The organism is Agrobacterium sp. ST15.16.024, assembly GCF_027956545.1.
Lineage (GTDB): Bacteria > Pseudomonadota > Alphaproteobacteria > Rhizobiales > Rhizobiaceae > Agrobacterium > Agrobacterium cucumeris.
In genome coordinates this window covers 185,977-202,024 of sequence record NZ_JAQKGO010000003.1, presented here as the reverse complement: position 1 = coordinate 202,024, position 16,048 = coordinate 185,977, and the positions used below count along the sequence as shown (strand labels likewise).

The window sequence follows — 16,048 nt, the reverse complement described above, 5'->3', positions numbered from 1 at the left end:
GCGGCTTATAGGCAAATGTTTTTGAGAACGGAACCCCATAAATTCCGGAATCGACAGAAACTCTTAGCCGGCGGGGGCACGCGCGGCGAAACGGGCCTGCACCGCCGTGCTGTAAGAGCGGCTGACGGGGATTTCCGTGCCGTCTTTTGTGACGATGTGCAGACGTCCTGCCTGCCTGCGCAGCGAGACGACATCGGCATCGGCAATCCAGTGGGATCGGTGGACCTGCAAGCCCTCGGTCTGGCCTATTTCTTTCAGTGCATCGGAAAAACGCAGCAGAACGAGCTGGCGTCCGCGCGTGGTGACGATTTCAGTATAATGGTCCTGCACCGATAGCCGCAGCAATTCTCCGCGCTTTTGCGGCGGCAGCCGCTCCAGCAGCGGCGCGGTGCCTTTTACCTCGCATTTGCCGTCTTTCCCTATGTCCGTTACGGCAATTGCCGTCGTTTCCAGGGACTGGCTGGCGGCGGTGAGATAACTCAAGAGGCAAAAGATGGCACAAAGAGGCAGGGACGACAGGCTGCTTTGCAAAAAGGGGCCGAAACCCATTTCCGTGCCTGAAAAGACCCGGTTGGTGATGGTAAGTAAGAGCCCTATCGGCAGCGCGGCCGTCAGCGAGCCGAGCATCATGCGTGCCAGCATGTTTCTGATGCTATCCGCGAAGATACGGTTGGCGATGATGGAAAAGGATATGGCAAATGTCCAGGCGCCGGCCTGTATGATTGTCCAGTAAAGCAGCCGGTCGGCGAAGCTCATGGTTTCGCTCGTCCCGAAAGGTCCGGTCACGATAAAGATCGCCAGCACGGCGAGAAATGTCAGCCACAGCCTGCGCGACTGCAGGATGGCGTGCATTTCACGAAGCGTGGATTGCAGATATGGGTGATCCACGAAGTTTTCCTGCTGATGGCGCCAATCCGTTTTCCCTGAACGCATGTTTTGCCGAAATTGCCGGTGATTTCAACAGAGCCGAAACAGCGCCCATGTCATTCCAGCCTTTATTAGATGCACCGCTTGCCGTGCAATTCCATGTCGCCACCGTCGTGCCCGCAGCCATTCTCGGGGCCTTCATCTTCCTGCGTCCCAAGGGCACCGCCATCCACCGGCTACTTGGCAAGATCTGGATGGTGCTGATGGTCGCGACTGCGGCTTCTACCTTCTTCATCCATGAATTGAAGGTGTTTTATGGTTTCAGCCCGATCCATCTGCTTTCCATCTTCACCATCTACGGGTGTCTGCAATCGGTTTATTTCGCCCGCCGCGGCGATATCAGACGGCATATGCGGATCATGCAGAGTGTTTATCTCGGCGGTATCGTGATTGCCGGCGGCTTCACCTTCGTTCCGGGGCGCATCATGCATGAGGTTGCCTTCGGCGACGGGAGAGTGGGTTTTGCTGCCCTTTCCGCCGGCGCATTGGTGTTCGCCATCCTGTTTCTGGCGGTGTTGAAACAGAGACGTAGAGCCGTGTGAGAGGTTCCGTTCGCCGCCTCTGCTTTCTTCCGGAACAAGATGTATTATAGTGCCGTTATAAGGCAGCTTGTTGAGGCGGTATTCGCCGGGAGAAGAGCATGGAATGGAGAGGGCGTCGCCAGTCGGACAATATCGAGGACCGGCGCGGCATGTCAGCGGGATCGGGTGATCCTTTTTCCCGTGGCGGGATGCGGGTACCGATCGGACGTCGCGGCGGCGGTATCGGGATTGGCGGTCTTCTGGTCATACTTGTGATCAGCTGGGTGCTCGGCATCAACCCGCTGACGCTGCTGACCGGCGGCGATTTGTCGATGGACGGCGGTGGCACGACGCAACAGCAATCCGGCACGCGCCCGCAGGGTCAGTCGTCGGATGAGACAACGGCTTTCGTACGCACCGTGCTGGCGGAAACCGAGGATACCTGGAGCGGTATCTTCCAGTCTGCCGGGGAGACCTATCAGAAACCGACGCTGGTGCTGTTCTCCGGACAGGTGTCTTCCGCCTGCGGTAACGCCTCCGCAGCCAGCGGCCCGTTTTATTGCCCTGGCGACCGGAAGGTCTATCTGGATACCAACTTCTTCAAGGAACTGGACCAGCGTTTCGGTGCGGCCGGCGATTTCGCGCAGGCTTACGTGATTGCGCATGAGGTTGGCCATCATGTGCAGAACCTGACCGGCGTCCTGCCGGAATTTAACCGCCGCCGCCAGTCAATGAGCCAGGTGGATGCCAACAAGATGTCGGTGCGGGTGGAGCTTCAGGCGGATTGTTATGCCGGCATCTGGGGCAAGTTCACCGAGCAGAAGGGCATTCTCGAAACGGGCGATCTCGAAGAAGCACTGAACGCCGCCCACCAGATCGGCGATGACACGTTGCAGAAGCAGACCCAAGGTTATGTGGTGCCTGATAGTTTCAACCACGGCACTTCGGCGCAGCGCATGGAATGGTTCAAGCGCGGCTTCCAGAACGGCCGTGTCGAAGATTGTGATACGTTCTCGGCGAATATCTGAGACAAAGACAGGAGAGGGGGCTTTTCAGCCCCCTTTTCATTTAGCGCAGCAAAAGCGCCACGGCATACATGCCCAGCGCGAAGATCGTGTGGGCCACGAGGTTGAGAATACGGACTTTGGTGGGATTGGGCGTTTTTGATGCCGCCCAGCCGATGCCAAGACCCGGCTGCAACAGGAACCAGCCCGCACCGACCGTGACGATGCCGACGATCCATGGCTGGATGAAGGATGGGTTTGCAAACCACGCAGCCGGCACCACCAGCGCCAGAATAATGCCGTAGAGGATGCCGACGGCATAATGCGAAATCCAGCCGAGCGCCAGTTCATGCTCGTAAGGTGCGGCAGTGGCGATGCTGTCGTGAAAAATCGTGCCTTTTGGCACATGCCAGAACCAGCGGCCAACCGGCGCCCAGTTCGGTGCTGACTGGCCGAAAAACCGATGCAACATAATCGCCCATATATCCATAAACACGGTGCCGCCAATGCCCATGGCAATGCCGCGCCAAATCAGTTCCAGCATAAATCCCTCCACATATCATGATCGATCAAGCTCTAGCGGATCGGGCCGGTAGAGAGAACGGGGTATCGTTCGCGCGGCAAATAAAAATGGCCGGATCGGTCCGGCCATGAAAGAGGTTGAAACCTCTCCTCCGTCATGCCGGACTTGATCCGGCATCCAGCCACGGCGCGTCTGCGCCGTGAGGAAATGAGTCTTTCGCGATCAAGGACTTGATCGCGCTGGACCCCGGATCTAGTCCGGGGTGACGGAGTTTGTATGCTTTGCCTCCACCAACGAGCAGGCGGTTCCCCTAAGCAGCCCGCCCATATTCCGCCTGCCGCCGCGTGGCCGTAGCGAGCTGGAATTGCGCCAGCAGATCATTGAGCGCCGCCGCTTCCGAAGCCAGTCCGTGGCTGGCCGCCGTCTGTTCTTCGACCATGGCGGCATTTTGTTGGGTGCCCTGATCGATGGTGTTGATGGCGGTGTTGATTTCCTGAAGCCCGGTCGACTGTTCGCGCGACGACGTCACGATGGCGTCGATATGGCGGTTGATCTCCTGCACTTCGCGGACGATGGTTTCCAGCGCCTTGCCGGCATTGCCGACGAGATCGACGCCGGATTGTACCTGCGATGTGGAGGCGTTGATCAGCGTCTTGATCTCCTTGGCCGCGTTGGCGGAGCGCTGGGCAAGTTCGCGCACTTCCTGGGCGACGACGGCAAAACCCTTGCCGGCTTCACCGGCGCGGGCGGCTTCCACACCGGCATTCAGGGCCAGAAGGTTTGTCTGGAAGGCGATTTCATCGATCACGCCGATGATGTTGCTGATCTCCGACGATGATTTTTCGATGCCTTCCATGGCACGAACCGCATCTTCGACGATGATGCCGGATTGTTCGGCATTGCCGCGGGCGCGATCAACCAGACGGCCGACTTCCTCGGCGCGGCGGGCGGAGTCCTTCACCGTGGTGGTGATTTCCTCGAGTGCTGCGGCGGTTTCTTCCACCGAGGCGGCCTGCTGTTCGGTGCGCCGGGCCAGATCGTCGGCGGATTGGCGAATTTCACCAGCACCGGCGTCGATTGCGCGGGCGTTCTGGCCAACGGTGCTGAGCGCCACATTCAGCTTGGCGACGGAATTGTTGAAATCGTCGCGCAGGCGGTCGATGCGGGTCACGAAAGGTGTGTCGATGCGGTAATTGAGATCGCCGTCCGAAAGATGTGCCAGGCCTTTGGCGAGCGAATCGACCGCGAACTGGATGTCTGCGGCATCTTTTGACGCCAGTCTCTCACGCTCATTGCGCTCCTGTTCGGAAAGCGTGCGGTTCTCTTCGGCATCACCTTCCAGACGCAGGCGTTCCATGGCGTTCGATCTGAAAACGGCAACCGCTGCGGCCATCGAGCCGATCTGGTCGGTGCGTTCCTGGCCGGGAATGGCGACATCGAGATTGCCGGCTGCAAGGCCTTCCATGGCCGAGGTCATCTGCGTGACGGGGCGGACGATGAAACGGGAGAGCACGGTTGCAAGCAGCGCGATCATGATTGCGGCGGCAAGAACCGTGGCAATGGTCGCCGCCAGCCGGAACTGGCCGATTGCGCTGTAGGCGATATCGGAATCGACGACGAAGCCGAGATACCACTCGACCGAGGGCAGGCCGGCAACCGGTATGAAACTGGTGATCTTGCCCTTGCCGTCAATTTCAGTCTGGGAAATCGCCGAGGAGATTGTCGGTGTGTTGACCTTGAAAAGATCGCTCAGCGGCTTGTCGACGAGTTTCGGATCGGGATGAATGAGGATCTTGCCATCCTTGTTGACAAGAAAGGCATAACCGTCCGTGCCGGCATCCACGGACTTGATCATCGTGACCAGCGAATCCAGCGAGAAGTCGCTTCCCGTCACGCCAGCCAACTTGCCGTCAATGGAAACGGGCATGGCGGCAGTGATGACGAGGCCGCCGGTCGAGGCGTCGGTGTAAGGTTCGGTCAGCACCGGCTTGCCGGCCTTGACCGCATCCAGATACCAGGGGCGCTTGCGCGGGTCATAACCTTCCGGCAGCGGTGTTTTCGGGAATGTCGTGAAAACGCCGGTTTCGGCATTGCCGAAATAGGTGGACATGAACTGCGCTGTCAGCACGTCGTTCTGCAGGAACTGCAGCTTGGCATCGTCCTCCGGAAGTTTCGCAATCGTTTTCGCCACCGTGTCGGTGAGCATGATGCGGCCGCTCAGCCAGTTGGCGATGCTCTGTGCGGCCTGCTTACCGGACGAATCGATGTTTTCCGCCACCGCTTCCGTGGTGACCCGGTGCTGAAGGCTATCGATATAGAAAGAAAAGCCCGCAAAGGCGGCGACAACAAGTGATGACGCCGCAAACAGGATGCGCGTCATGAGGTTGGATTTTTTTGGCAAGCTACACGTCCTTGAAACCAGATATGCCCAGTCGGGTCATCTTGGAGAATGGGAGAAAGACATGCCTCTAAGGCGAGAATATTCTGCGTCATGCAGCTTATGATTTAAAAGAACTACGCGATGTTCTAATAGGTAAAGCGAAATGGTAAAATTCGGCTAAATTTGTTCAGGTTCATGCCGTTTCAGCCGGTGCCGGCAGGTTTTGAAATTCTGCGCAAATTTTGATCATCGGGCCGCAAAGGTTGCGTGCAGGAAGGGAATATTTTATTCATCACCCTGCTGCCGTTGCGCAATTCGCGGGCAATGGCCAAAATTCAGGTGAATTACAATGTCTTCGTCGGTTGTTGCAGAAACCGTTCCCTCCGGATCGGGGTCGTGGCTTTCGCATTTCAAGGCTACGCTTGCGCTTGGAATTCCGCTTATCGGTGCGCAGCTCGCCCAGCTTGGCATCCATACCACTGACATGGTCATCGTCGGGCAGCTGGGGGCTGAAAAGCTGGCGGCCATGGTGCTGGCCGGGCAGTTTTTCTTCGTCGTCTTCATTTTCGGCTCGGGATTTTCCGTGGCCGTGGTGCCAATGGTGGCGCAGGCTTACGGGCAGGGCGATGCGACGGCGGCCCGCCGCTCGCTGCGCATGGGCATGTGGGTGGCGATCGCCTACTGGATCCTCGCTTTGCCGGTCTTCTTTAATGCCGAGCGGATTCTGGTCTATCTCGGGCAGAACCCCAACGTGGCGGCGCTGACCGGCCATTATCTCGCCATCGCCAAATTCGGCCTGCTGCCGGCCTTGCTTTTCTACGTGCTGCGCGGCCTTGTCAGCGCCATCGGCCGTGCGGGCATCATTCTTTATGTCACCATCATCATGTTGGTGATGAACGGTTTGATGGCTTATGCGCTGGTGTTCGGCCATTTCGGCCTGCCGGCAATGGGCATGAATGGCGCTGCCGTCGTTGCCGTCATCGTTAATGCCTTCAGCTTCATCTTCATCGTTGTCTATGTGCAGACGCGTGAGGAGACGAAGAAATACGAGCTGTTCGTGCGTTTCTGGCGGCCGGACTGGCATGCGCTGTTCGAAGTGCTGCGCTTGGGCCTGCCGATCAGCATCACCATCCTTGCCGAGGTGACGCTGTTTGCCGCCGCATCGATCCTGATGGGGCAGATCGGCACCGTGCAGCTTGCTGCGCATGGTATTGCCTTGCAGCTTGCCTCCATCGCCTTCATGATCCCGCTCGGCCTGTCGCAGGCGGCAACCGTGCGTGTGGGCATCGCCCGCGGTCAGGGCGATTTCAAAAACCTCATTCGCGCCTCGATCATGATCTACGCCATTGCCTGCGGCATCGCCCTTTGCGGCGGCATTTTGTTTGCGGTCGTTCCGGACTTTCTGGCGAAATGGTTCCTCGATCCAAAATTGCCGGAAGCCGCGGAAGTGCTCGCTTATGCCAGCAGCCTCGTGGTCATCGCCGGCGTCTTCCAGCTGGTGGATGGCATTCAGGCCGTGACGGCAGGGCTGCTGCGCGGACTGAAGGATGCGCGCATTCCAGCGATGCTGGCGCTGATTTCCTATTGGCCGATCGGCCTGGCGCTTGCCTGGACCATGGCCTTTCCGCTCGGTTTTGGCGGGCGTGGTGTCTGGTTCGGTTTCGTGATCGGTCTTTCCACAGCGGCTGTTTTGCTCACCGTCCGCTTCGTCATTCTGGTGAAGCGCGAAATGCAAACGGCCCGCTGATAGCGGGCCGTTGTGTTCTTTCTGGAATGTAACGCTCTGCCGTCATCCTCGCCCTTGAGGCGAGGATCCATCGACGTGGTTCCTCGCGTCAGGCCCGAGCATGACGTCGAACGCGAAAGGTCCATCAGCGCTCGGCGAGCGCTGCCTCACCCTGTCTTTCGCGCAGCAGATTGACGAAGCGGCGGAAGAGGTAGTGGCTGTCCTGCGGGCCGGGCGATGCTTCCGGGTGGTGCTGAACCGAGAAGACCGGCTTGCCGACGATGCGCAGGCCGCAATTGGTGCCATCGAACAGCGACGTATGGGTTTCTTCGACGCCATCAGGCAGCGATTTGGCATCAACCGCAAAACCGTGGTTCATCGAGACGATTTCCACCTTGCCTGTCGTGAAGTCCTTGACCGGGTGGTTGGCGCCGTGATGGCCCTGATGCATCTTTTCAGTCTTCGCACCGACGGCGAGACCGAGCATCTGGTGGCCGAGGCAGATGCCGAAGATCGGCAATTCGCTCCTGATGAGGTTCTGGATAACCGGCACGGCATATTCGCCCGTCGCGGCGGGGTCTCCCGGGCCGTTGGACAGGAACACGCCATCCGGCTTCAGCGCCAGAATGTCTTCGGCCGAAGTCTGGGCCGGAACCACCGTCACCTTGCAATCAAGACCGGCGAAAAGGCGCAGAATGTTGCGCTTGACGCCGAAATCCACGCAGACGACGTGATATTTGGCATCGGCTTCACCGAGCGTGCCGTAACCCTTGTTCCAGACCCACGGCGTTTCAGCCCAGGTGGAGGACTGGCCGGAAGTCGCCTCGATGGCGAGGTCGAGGCCGACGAGGCCGCTCCAGGCCTTTGCTTCCGCCTTCAGCGCCTCGATGTCGAAGACGCCGTTCGGATCATGGGCGATGACCGCGTTCGGTGCGCCGTTTTCGCGGATCCATGCCGTCAGCGCGCGCGTATCGATGCCGCAAAGGCCGATGACGCCGCGGGCCTTCAGCCAGGCATCCAGATGCTTGACGGCGCGGAAGTTCGAAGGGTCGGTGATGTCGGCCTTGAAGATGACGCCAACGGCGCCGCGGCGGGCGGCGGGGGTCAGGTCTTCGATGTCTTCCTCATTGGTGCCGACATTGCCGATATGCGGGAAGGTGAAGGTGACGATCTGGCCGAGATAGGACGGGTCGGTGAGGATTTCCTCGTAACCCGTCAGGGCCGTGTTGAAACAGACTTCGGCCTGAACCTTGCCGGTTGCGCCGATGCCTGTGCCCTCGATCACCGTGCCATCGGCAAGAACAAGCATTGCAGTTGGTTTGCGGGTAGTCCAGGGCGCTGTCTCGGTCATCTCGTTCCGTTTCTGCCGCTTCGCACCCCGCCTCTTGAAAGGCAGGGGGTAAGGGGCCATTTTTGTCGCAGGCTTCGTGACATAAAGGGGCGCGCGATAAAGCTCGCGTTCCGACCCTTCGTTAAAATCTCGTGCAGGTGCCGGAAAATAACGAAAGCAGCCCAAGCGGTCAACCATGGGCCCAAGATTTACGCGGATTTAAGATGCCGTGGATTCAAGGGCTTATGCAATTGATTTGCTTGAGCGTAGTTGCTCGTTTATGTCGTTGCGAAAAATAAGGTGGAAAGTTTGCCTATCGCGAAGCTGCGGAATGGGCTTTCCCAAGGAGAAGAAAAATGATGCGCGACACGTTCGCAAATACTTTGAAAGATGCGCTGAAGGCTCGGGACGCCAGACGTACCTCGACCGTGCGTCTCATTCAGGCGGCCATCAAGGATCGCGATATCGCCAATCGCGGCGTGGGCAAGGACCCCGTCAGCGATGAAGATATCATGCAGATCCTGACCAAGATGGTAAAGCAGCGCGAAGAGTCCGCCACCATCTATGACGGTGCCGGCCGACCCGAGCTTGCCGCGCAGGAGCGCGAGGAAATCGTCATCATCAAGGAATTCATGCCGGAAGAGATTCCGGCCGAAAAGGTGCGCGAACTGTGCCAGGCCGTCATCAGCGAGACCGGTGCCTCCGGCCTGCGTGACATGGGCAAGTGCATGAACGCGCTGAAGGAGCGTTATCCCGGCCAGATCGACTTCGCCAAGGCCTCCGGCGTTGTCAAGGATCTGCTGAAGTAGGCTTCCAGCGTGTTGGAAAAAGTAAAGGCAGGGTAGCCACGGCTACCCTGCCTTTTTTCTGTCGACGAAAGCGCATTCCGGCGGATCAAAATGCGGTCCTCACAGGCTTTTTTAGGGGGACGTGCCTGTGGGCGTCGGCAGATTTATGGAAATGTTCACGCACTGCCTTTGACTGTGTTTTGTTTTTATACCGCCGCGACGGGGCGCTCAAATTACAAAAACATAATTTTTGGTGATGTTGCACTGCCATAAATTTGCCGAAAGCAGGCGCAATGGGGACCTGCCGTCTCCCAATCGCTCGAAAATGATCCTCGCCTTCTGCGCCGAATTCGGGCAATCCGTCCCGAGACGTTTCAGCCCGGCCGCTTTTTCTGCTCATGCACATAGTGGCGCAGCACCGCATTCATGCGGGTTTGATAGCCTTTGCCGGTGGATTTGAAGAAATCGACGACATCCTGGTCGAGGCGAATGGAGATCGATTGTTTGGCTGTGGGGAAAACCACTTCGGCCTTTGACCAGTCTATGTCTTCAAAGCCGGCCCAGTCCGGATCGTCGCGCATGGCGCGGTCGATATCTTCGTCGGTCATGGCGTCGATGCGCGCCCAGTCGGTCTCGCTCTTTTCGCCGCGAGCGCGCTTAGTGCGTATTTCTTCCAAAGTTATTCGCGTGGTAGGATTGTTGCTCATTTTTCCGTGCCGCTCGCGCCGATATGATCCGGCATGTTTCGCCCCGCATCGTATAAATGATGGTTATAAGGCGCCCCATGAACGGGCAAACCGCGCGTATGCGAACCTCTCCGTTTTGGTCGGACGGTATTTCTATATGCGGTTCACAAAGTGCCTCGGCGGCATCCTCAAAATCGATACCGTGCTTTTCGATATTGATCAGCCGCTTTTTCTTATCCCAATCAAAGGAGACGAAATCCCTTGTCACAATGTCCATGAGCCACCTGAAACTGATTCCAGCTTTAGGGCACTCATGCGCCGTTTCTGTATATTCTTCTGTATATACACTTATGTCAATGCCGCCTGTGAATATCGGGTATTATTTACCTACCCATTTTGTATTGCGGCCTTTATGCGCTTATATGAAAGACTGGCCTCGAACAGGTAACCCATGCGCTTTTCCAATTCTTTTCTCGATGAGATACGCGACCGCGTGAACATCTCCGATGTGATCGGTCGACGTGTGTCCTGGGACAAGAAGAAGACCAATATGCCGCGGGGCGATTATTGGGCCTGCTGCCCGTTTCACGGTGAAAAAAGCCCGAGTTTCCATTGTGAGGACCGCAAGGGGCGGTATCATTGTTTCGGTTGCGGTGTTTCCGGCGATCATTTCCGGTTCTTGACAGACCTTGAGGGCTTGAGTTTTCCCGAGGCCGTGCAGCAGATTGCCGATATGGCCGGCATTTCCATGCCGCAGCCCGATCCGCAGGCGGAAAAGCGTGAGCGTGAGCGCACCTCGCTGCAGGACGTCATGGAAATGGCGACGCTGTTCTTTCAGGATCAGTTGCAGACGGCGCTTGGCGCGCGGGCGCGGGCTTATTTGCGCGATCGCGGGTTGACCGGACGCACCATCGAGACTTTCAGGCTCGGCTTTGCGCCGGATAGCCGTAATGCTCTCAAAGAACATCTGGCCAGCAAGGGTGTGGCGCGCGAGCAGATGGAGGCCTGCGGGCTGGTGGTGCATGAGAACGTGCCGGTTTCTTATGACCGGTTCCGGGATCGCATCATGTTCCCGATCCTGTCGTCGCGGGAAAAGGTGATCGCTTTCGGCGGCCGCGCCATGGCGGCGGATGCGGTGGCGAAATATCTGAATTCCAACGAGACCGAGCTTTTTCACAAGGGCAATGTTCTTTACAATTTTGCCCGCGCCCGCCGCGCCTCGCAGGCTGCCGGCGGCACCGTTATTGCCGTTGAAGGCTATATGGATGTCATCGCGCTTTATCAGGCCGGTGTCGAAAACGCCGTCGCGCCGCTCGGCACGGCGCTGACGGAAAGCCAGCTCGATCTCCTCTGGAAAATGTCACCGCAGCCGATCCTCTGCTTTGATGGTGATGGCGCCGGCATTCGCGCCGCCAACCGTGCAGCCGATCTGGCTTTGCCGCATATCAAGCCCGACCGCTCCGTCAGCTTTGCGCTTTTGCCTGACGGAAAAGATCCGGACGATCTCGTGCGGCTGGAGGGGCGGGCGCCCTTCGACCGGGTGCTTTCGGAAGCAAAACCGCTTGCCGCGATGGTCTGGAGCCGTGAAACATCCGCCGTTACCTTTGATACGCCCGAAAAGCGGGCCCAGCTTGAAAGCCGTCTGAGACAGATCGTTTCCGTGATTGGCGACGAGACGGTGCGCCGTTTTTACCAGCAGGATATGCGCGACAGGCTGAATGGCTTCTTCCAGCCGCGCTTTCAGCAGGGCGGGCAACAGGGCGGTAACTTCCGTCGCGATGGCGGGCAGAGGGACGGGCGCGGCTTCCAGCGCAATGCGCCGGGGCGGGGCGGGGCGATGTCGGCGCCTGCCAGCAGTATTTCGGACCGGTTGGCGCAATCGGGTCTGGTGAGGGGGTATCAGACCAAGCCCTCGCTCCGGGAAAGCGTTCTTGCCATCACCATCGTCAACCATCCCGAATTGCTGCTCGAGGAATATGACGAGATCGCTGCCATCGATTATGAAAACCGCGATCTGCAGCGCCTGTGGTCGACAGTGCTGACCTATGCGGCGGAAAGTGCGGCTGAGATATCGCGGGCAGGGCTGATAGAGCGCCTGTCGCAGCAGGACTTCGAGGCGCTTTTGAAGACCATGGACCAGCAGGTGCGCAATGCCCGCCTGTGGACGGCGACTGAACAGGCGGCGATGGAAGATGCGCGCGAAGGTTATGTGCAGGCGCTTTCCTTGCACAAGCGAACCAAATCCCTGCTCTGGCAGAAGCGCGAGCTGGAACGGGAAATCGCCGAGGCGACGGATGACGAGCGCGGTACGCTTCTGGTGCGGGCATTGGCCGAGGTGCAGCTTGAAATCGGCCGAATGGAAAATCAGGAGGCGATCATCGATGGTTTCGGTGTCATGTCCGGCCGGGTGAAGGGGCCGGCCTTCGGCCATGGCTGAAAGGGCTGGCCAAGAATTGAAAGACGTGTGGGGTTGCCTTTTGCGGCAAGCGTCCTAAATAGGGGATAGTCTGGTGATAACCGTGAAATGCGGCCTTTTTTGAGAATTTCCGTGGCTGTCTCGCCCTCAAAGGCTTGACGGGGCGGGAAATAGCGGGAATCACCATTTCAGGAAAAGTAAGGTGGAATGAGCCTTGGCGGATAGAAATTGCATGAGCAAGCATTTCCGGGTGCACTGTCTTTGCATTCTGCCTGAGGCTGCCGTGGTTAATCGGCAATTAAAGATCACTCCGTTAGGTGTCTGACAGTGATTCGCGGCAAACCGCTGGATGCTCAAGGGGCGGACGGCGATGCGGCGGAACAGGTGTTAGCGTCAGGGAAAGCGACGAGATAGATGGCAACCAAAGTCAAAGAAAACGAAGAAGCAGAAAACGAACGCGACGGTGCGACGGACGGTCCGCTTCTCGATCTTTCGGATGACGCGGTCAAGAAAATGATCAAGGCCGCCAAGAAGCGCGGCTATGTGACGATGGACGAGCTGAATTCCGTCCTGCCGTCCGAAGAGGTGACCTCCGAGCAGATCGAAGACACGATGGCGATGCTGTCCGATATGGGCATTAACGTCATCGAGGACGAGGATGCGGAGGAAGCGTCTGGCGAGGCCGAAAGCGACGATTCGGAGTCGGAAGATTCCGAAGGCGGCGAACTGGCGCCCTCCGGCGGCACAGCACTTGCGACCGCCAAGAAGAAAGAACCGACGGACCGTACCGATGACCCGGTGCGCATGTATCTGCGCGAAATGGGCTCGGTCGAGCTTCTGTCGCGCGAAGGCGAAATCGCCATCGCCAAGCGCATCGAGGCCGGCCGCGAAACGATGATTTCGGGCCTGTGCGAAAGCCCGCTGACGTTCCAGGCGCTGATCATCTGGCGCGACGAACTGAACGAAGGCACGACGCTGCTGCGCGAGATCATCGATCTCGAAACCACCTATTCCGGTCCGGAAGCCAAGGCTGCGCCGCAGTTCCAGAGCCCGGAAAAGATCGAGGCGGACCGCAAGGCTGCCGAAGAAAAGGAAAAGACCCGCAAGCTGCGTGCGCCGAGCGGCGACGATGACGTGACCGATGTGGGTGGCGATGGCCTGCCGCCGGAAGAGGAAGAAGAGGACGACGACGAGTCCAATCTTTCGCTTGCCGCGATGGAAGCCGAACTGCGCCCGCAGGTCATGGAAACGCTCGACACCATCGCTGATACCTACAAGAAGCTGCGCAAGCTTCAGGACCAGCAGGTTGAGGCGCGTCTGGCCTGCACGGGCACCCTGTCCTCCGGTCAGGAGCGTCGCTACAAGGAACTGAAGGATCAGCTGATCACGGCCGTCAAGTCGCTGTCGCTGAACCAGAACCGCATCGACAGCCTCGTCGAGCAGCTCTACGACATTTCCAAGCGCCTGATGCAGAATGAAGGCCGCCTGCTGCGCCTTGCCGAATCCTACGGCGTCAAGCGCGACAGCTTCCTCGAGCAGTATCACGGTGCGGAACTCGACCCGAACTGGATGAAATCGATTGCCAATCTGGCCGCTCGCGGCTGGAAGGAATTCGCGCGCGAGGAAAGCAATACGATCCGCGAAATCCGTCAGGAAATCCAGAACCTCTCCACGGAAACCGGCATTTCCATCGCCGAGTTCCGCCGCATCGTTTCGATGGTGCAGAAGGGTGAGCGCGAAGCGCGTATCGCCAAGAAGGAGATGGTCGAGGCCAACCTGCGTCTGGTGATCTCGATTGCGAAGAAATACACCAACCGCGGTCTGCAGTTCCTCGATCTCATTCAGGAAGGCAATATCGGCCTGATGAAGGCGGTCGACAAGTTCGAATACCGTCGCGGTTACAAGTTCTCGACCTATGCGACCTGGTGGATCAGGCAGGCGATCACCCGTTCGATCGCCGACCAGGCCCGCACGATCCGTATTCCGGTGCATATGATCGAAACGATCAACAAGATCGTTCGCACCTCGCGCCAGATGCTGCACGAGATCGGCCGCGAGCCGACCCCGGAAGAGCTGGCCGAGAAGCTGGCCATGCCGCTGGAAAAGGTGCGCAAGGTTCTGAAGATCGCCAAGGAGCCGATCTCGCTCGAAACCCCCGTGGGTGACGAAGAGGATTCGCATCTCGGTGACTTCATCGAAGACAAGAACGCGCTGCTGCCGATCGACGCCGCCATTCAGGCGAACCTGCGTGAGACGACGACCCGCGTTCTGGCGTCGCTGACACCGCGTGAAGAGCGTGTTCTGCGCATGCGTTTCGGCATCGGCATGAATACCGACCATACGCTGGAAGAAGTCGGCCAGCAGTTCTCGGTCACGCGCGAACGTATTCGTCAGATCGAAGCGAAGGCGCTGCGCAAGCTGAAGCATCCGAGCCGCTCCAGAAAGCTGCGCAGCTTCCTCGACAGCTAAGCGTTCCGCTTCCTTTAAAATTGAACCCGGTCAGTCACCTCTGGCCGGGTTTTTTGTTTCCCGCACTGGCGAACTCTGCGACAAGCCTTATGTGTGAAAATAAAGCGCTCCGTTTTTCTCTGAAAAGCCAGATGCTTTATCCCTTTGTTTTTACGCATTGTCCTGATGTGACGGCGGCTCCGCTTTGACAGGCAATGCTCAGGTTCGATGAGATGGAACAGGTTTCGGCAGAAAAATGGCGGTGGAGAGGTTGGGCTGTGCCCGTCTCCGTGCTGCTGCATCTTGCCGTTGTCGCGATCTTCCTTTTCGAACTGCCGGAACGGATAGCCGAACCGCAGGAGCCGGAAAGCATCAGCGTCGATCTGGTGCCGCCGCCTGAGGAGAAGAAGGCAGAGGAAGGCAAACCGCCCGGTGCGGAAGAGGCAAAGCAAGAGGAGAAGCCGCAACCTCCGCCACCACCGCCTGCACCGCCGGCAGAGGAAGCAAAACCTTTGCCGCCCATGCCGGCAACGTTGCCCGCCATCGCCATGAGGCCGGAAGAGGCGCAGTCCGACCCTGAAGACAAGCCGGGAAAAGCGGAAGAGGCGGAAAAGACCGAGCCTTCCGAGCAACCAAAAAGCCAGCCGGAAAAAACGGCAGAGGAGAAGCCCGCGCCTGCTGCCGCCAATAGCGATCTTCAGGCTTCCGCCGATCAGGGGGAGATTGCGGTTTCGCCCGCCAAGCAAGAGGCTGAGCCGGATCAAGCACCCGTGCCGCAAGCAAAGCCCACGGAGGAAAAGCCAGCTGACGTGGCGGAAGAAAAGCCCGCAAAACTTCCTGCTGCCAAAAGTCTGCTTTCCTCGTCGCTGCTTTCTCCCGCCCAGAGACGTCAGATGTTCGGTGATCTTCCACCGCGTCGCCGTGTCGTGCAGCTTTGCAGCACGGAGGCCCTGGCCCAAATTCAGGGTGCGGGTTTTGCCGCCAGAGGCATGATACCCTTTTCAGATACCGGTGGCAGGATCTCCGGGAACTCGATCGATGCTTCGGGCGGTGCATTCAACACCGGCAATAGCTGGCACGATGTATCGTTCCAGTGCGAGGTTGATCTGGAGAATTATACCGTCACGGAATTCCGGTTTAAAATCGGCAATGCGGTAAGCCCGGATGATGCGAAAAAGCGCGGCTTCACGCGTTTTCAATGAGTGCAGCAGATTCTGAGGTCGCCGGTGAAACTCCCAACACCTCTTTCGTCACCTCGGGCTTGTCCCGAGGATCTGCAATCGATTGATTTTGTTGGTG

The 16,048-nt window shown here is 58.4% G+C and carries 13 protein-coding genes; 7 read left to right on the top strand and 6 right to left on the bottom strand.

Annotation, left to right across the window (positions count from 1 at the left end):
- Positions 1-63 precede the first annotated feature (63 nt).
- Complete coding sequence (locus tag PL640_RS12885; RefSeq protein ID WP_271362209.1) at positions 64-888, bottom strand: LytTR family DNA-binding domain-containing protein; 825 nt, start codon at positions 886-888, stop codon at positions 64-66.
- 92 nt (positions 889-980) lie between these two features.
- On the opposite strand from PL640_RS12885, the gene PL640_RS12880 reads away from it, so the two are divergent.
- Together PL640_RS12880 and ypfJ are read left to right on the top strand one after the other, a co-directional pair.
- Entirely contained in the window at positions 981-1,469 is a 489-nt protein-coding gene (locus PL640_RS12880) for a DUF2306 domain-containing protein (RefSeq protein WP_271362208.1), read from the top strand.
- Between the two features lie 98 nt (positions 1,470-1,567).
- Positions 1,568-2,476 (top strand): KPN_02809 family neutral zinc metallopeptidase, encoded by a 909-nt coding sequence (gene ypfJ, locus PL640_RS12875; RefSeq protein WP_271362207.1) that lies wholly within the window; start codon positions 1,568-1,570, stop codon positions 2,474-2,476.
- Between the two features lie 40 nt (positions 2,477-2,516).
- On the opposite strand, the gene PL640_RS12870 is transcribed toward ypfJ, so the two are convergent.
- Positions 2,517-2,996, bottom strand: coding sequence for a DUF2938 domain-containing protein (locus PL640_RS12870; protein WP_271362206.1), 480 nt, complete (start codon positions 2,994-2,996; stop codon positions 2,517-2,519).
- Positions 2,997-3,285: 289 nt separating this feature from the next.
- A complete protein-coding gene (mcpU, locus tag PL640_RS12865; RefSeq protein WP_271362205.1) occupies positions 3,286-5,376 on the bottom strand; it encodes a methyl-accepting chemotaxis protein McpU in 2,091 nt (696 codons plus the stop codon).
- 328 nt (positions 5,377-5,704) lie between these two features.
- Here mcpU and PL640_RS12860 point away from each other — a divergent pair, with 328 nt between their 5' ends.
- The gene (locus tag PL640_RS12860) at positions 5,705-7,102 is read left to right on the top strand and encodes an MATE family efflux transporter (protein WP_142840326.1); all 1,398 of its coding nucleotides are present in this window, start codon (positions 5,705-5,707) and stop codon (positions 7,100-7,102) included.
- 124 nt (positions 7,103-7,226) lie between these two features.
- Here PL640_RS12860 and carA read toward each other — a convergent pair whose 3' ends face one another.
- Positions 7,227-8,432 (bottom strand): glutamine-hydrolyzing carbamoyl-phosphate synthase small subunit, encoded by a 1,206-nt coding sequence (carA, locus tag PL640_RS12855; RefSeq protein WP_271362204.1) that lies wholly within the window; start codon positions 8,430-8,432, stop codon positions 7,227-7,229.
- A gap of 338 nt (positions 8,433-8,770) precedes the next feature.
- Here carA and PL640_RS12850 point away from each other — a divergent pair, with 338 nt between their 5' ends.
- Positions 8,771-9,220: a GatB/YqeY domain-containing protein gene (locus tag PL640_RS12850; RefSeq protein WP_170979832.1), complete on the top strand. Its 450-nt coding sequence runs from the start codon at positions 8,771-8,773 to the stop codon at positions 9,218-9,220.
- A 353-nt stretch (positions 9,221-9,573) separates the two neighbouring features.
- Here PL640_RS12850 and PL640_RS12845 read toward each other — a convergent pair whose 3' ends face one another.
- Together PL640_RS12845 and PL640_RS12840 are read right to left on the bottom strand one after the other, a co-directional pair.
- Positions 9,574-9,906 (bottom strand): BrnA antitoxin family protein, encoded by a 333-nt coding sequence (locus tag PL640_RS12845; protein WP_271362203.1) that lies wholly within the window; start codon positions 9,904-9,906, stop codon positions 9,574-9,576.
- Positions 9,857-10,162, bottom strand: coding sequence for a BrnT family toxin (locus PL640_RS12840; protein ID WP_271362202.1), 306 nt, complete (start codon positions 10,160-10,162; stop codon positions 9,857-9,859). The genes PL640_RS12845 and PL640_RS12840 overlap by 50 nt, the downstream gene beginning before the upstream one ends.
- 174 nt (positions 10,163-10,336) lie before the next feature.
- On the opposite strand from PL640_RS12840, the gene dnaG reads away from it, so the two are divergent.
- The 3 genes from dnaG to PL640_RS12825 all read left to right on the top strand — a co-directional run bounded on the left by dnaG (position 10,337) and on the right by PL640_RS12825 (position 15,951).
- Complete coding sequence (gene dnaG, locus PL640_RS12835) at positions 10,337-12,322, top strand: DNA primase (protein ID WP_271362201.1); 1,986 nt, start codon at positions 10,337-10,339, stop codon at positions 12,320-12,322.
- A gap of 393 nt (positions 12,323-12,715) precedes the next feature.
- Positions 12,716-14,770, top strand: a complete 2,055-nt coding sequence (gene rpoD, locus PL640_RS12830; protein ID WP_142840321.1) for an RNA polymerase sigma factor RpoD — start codon at positions 12,716-12,718, stop codon at positions 14,768-14,770.
- A gap of 257 nt (positions 14,771-15,027) precedes the next feature.
- Positions 15,028-15,951 carry a DUF930 domain-containing protein gene (locus PL640_RS12825; protein ID WP_271362200.1) on the top strand — a complete coding sequence of 308 codons (924 nt, stop codon included), beginning with the start codon at positions 15,028-15,030 and terminating at the stop codon, positions 15,949-15,951.
- The last annotated feature ends 97 nt before the right edge of the window (positions 15,952-16,048 follow it).

What these genes read in the sequence shown, in the direction of transcription:
- PL640_RS12880 (WP_271362208.1), top strand. Translation starts at nt 981, where the DNA reads ATGTCATTCCAGCCTTTATTAGATGCACCGCTTGCCGTGCAATTCCAT.
- ypfJ (WP_271362207.1), top strand. Translation starts at nt 1,568, where the DNA reads ATGGAATGGAGAGGGCGTCGCCAGTCGGACAATATCGAGGACCGGCGC.
- PL640_RS12870 (WP_271362206.1), bottom strand. Translation starts at nt 2,996, where the DNA reads ATGCTGGAACTGATTTGGCGCGGCATTGCCATGGGCATTGGCGGCACC.
- PL640_RS12860 (WP_142840326.1), top strand. Translation starts at nt 5,705, where the DNA reads ATGTCTTCGTCGGTTGTTGCAGAAACCGTTCCCTCCGGATCGGGGTCG.
- carA (WP_271362204.1), bottom strand. Translation starts at nt 8,432, where the DNA reads ATGACCGAGACAGCGCCCTGGACTACCCGCAAACCAACTGCAATGCTT.
- PL640_RS12850 (WP_170979832.1), top strand. Translation starts at nt 8,771, where the DNA reads ATGCGCGACACGTTCGCAAATACTTTGAAAGATGCGCTGAAGGCTCGG.
- PL640_RS12845 (WP_271362203.1), bottom strand. Translation starts at nt 9,906, where the DNA reads ATGAGCAACAATCCTACCACGCGAATAACTTTGGAAGAAATACGCACT.
- PL640_RS12840 (WP_271362202.1), bottom strand. Translation starts at nt 10,162, where the DNA reads ATGGACATTGTGACAAGGGATTTCGTCTCCTTTGATTGGGATAAGAAA.
- dnaG (WP_271362201.1), top strand. Translation starts at nt 10,337, where the DNA reads ATGCGCTTTTCCAATTCTTTTCTCGATGAGATACGCGACCGCGTGAAC.
- rpoD (WP_142840321.1), top strand. Translation starts at nt 12,716, where the DNA reads ATGGCAACCAAAGTCAAAGAAAACGAAGAAGCAGAAAACGAACGCGAC.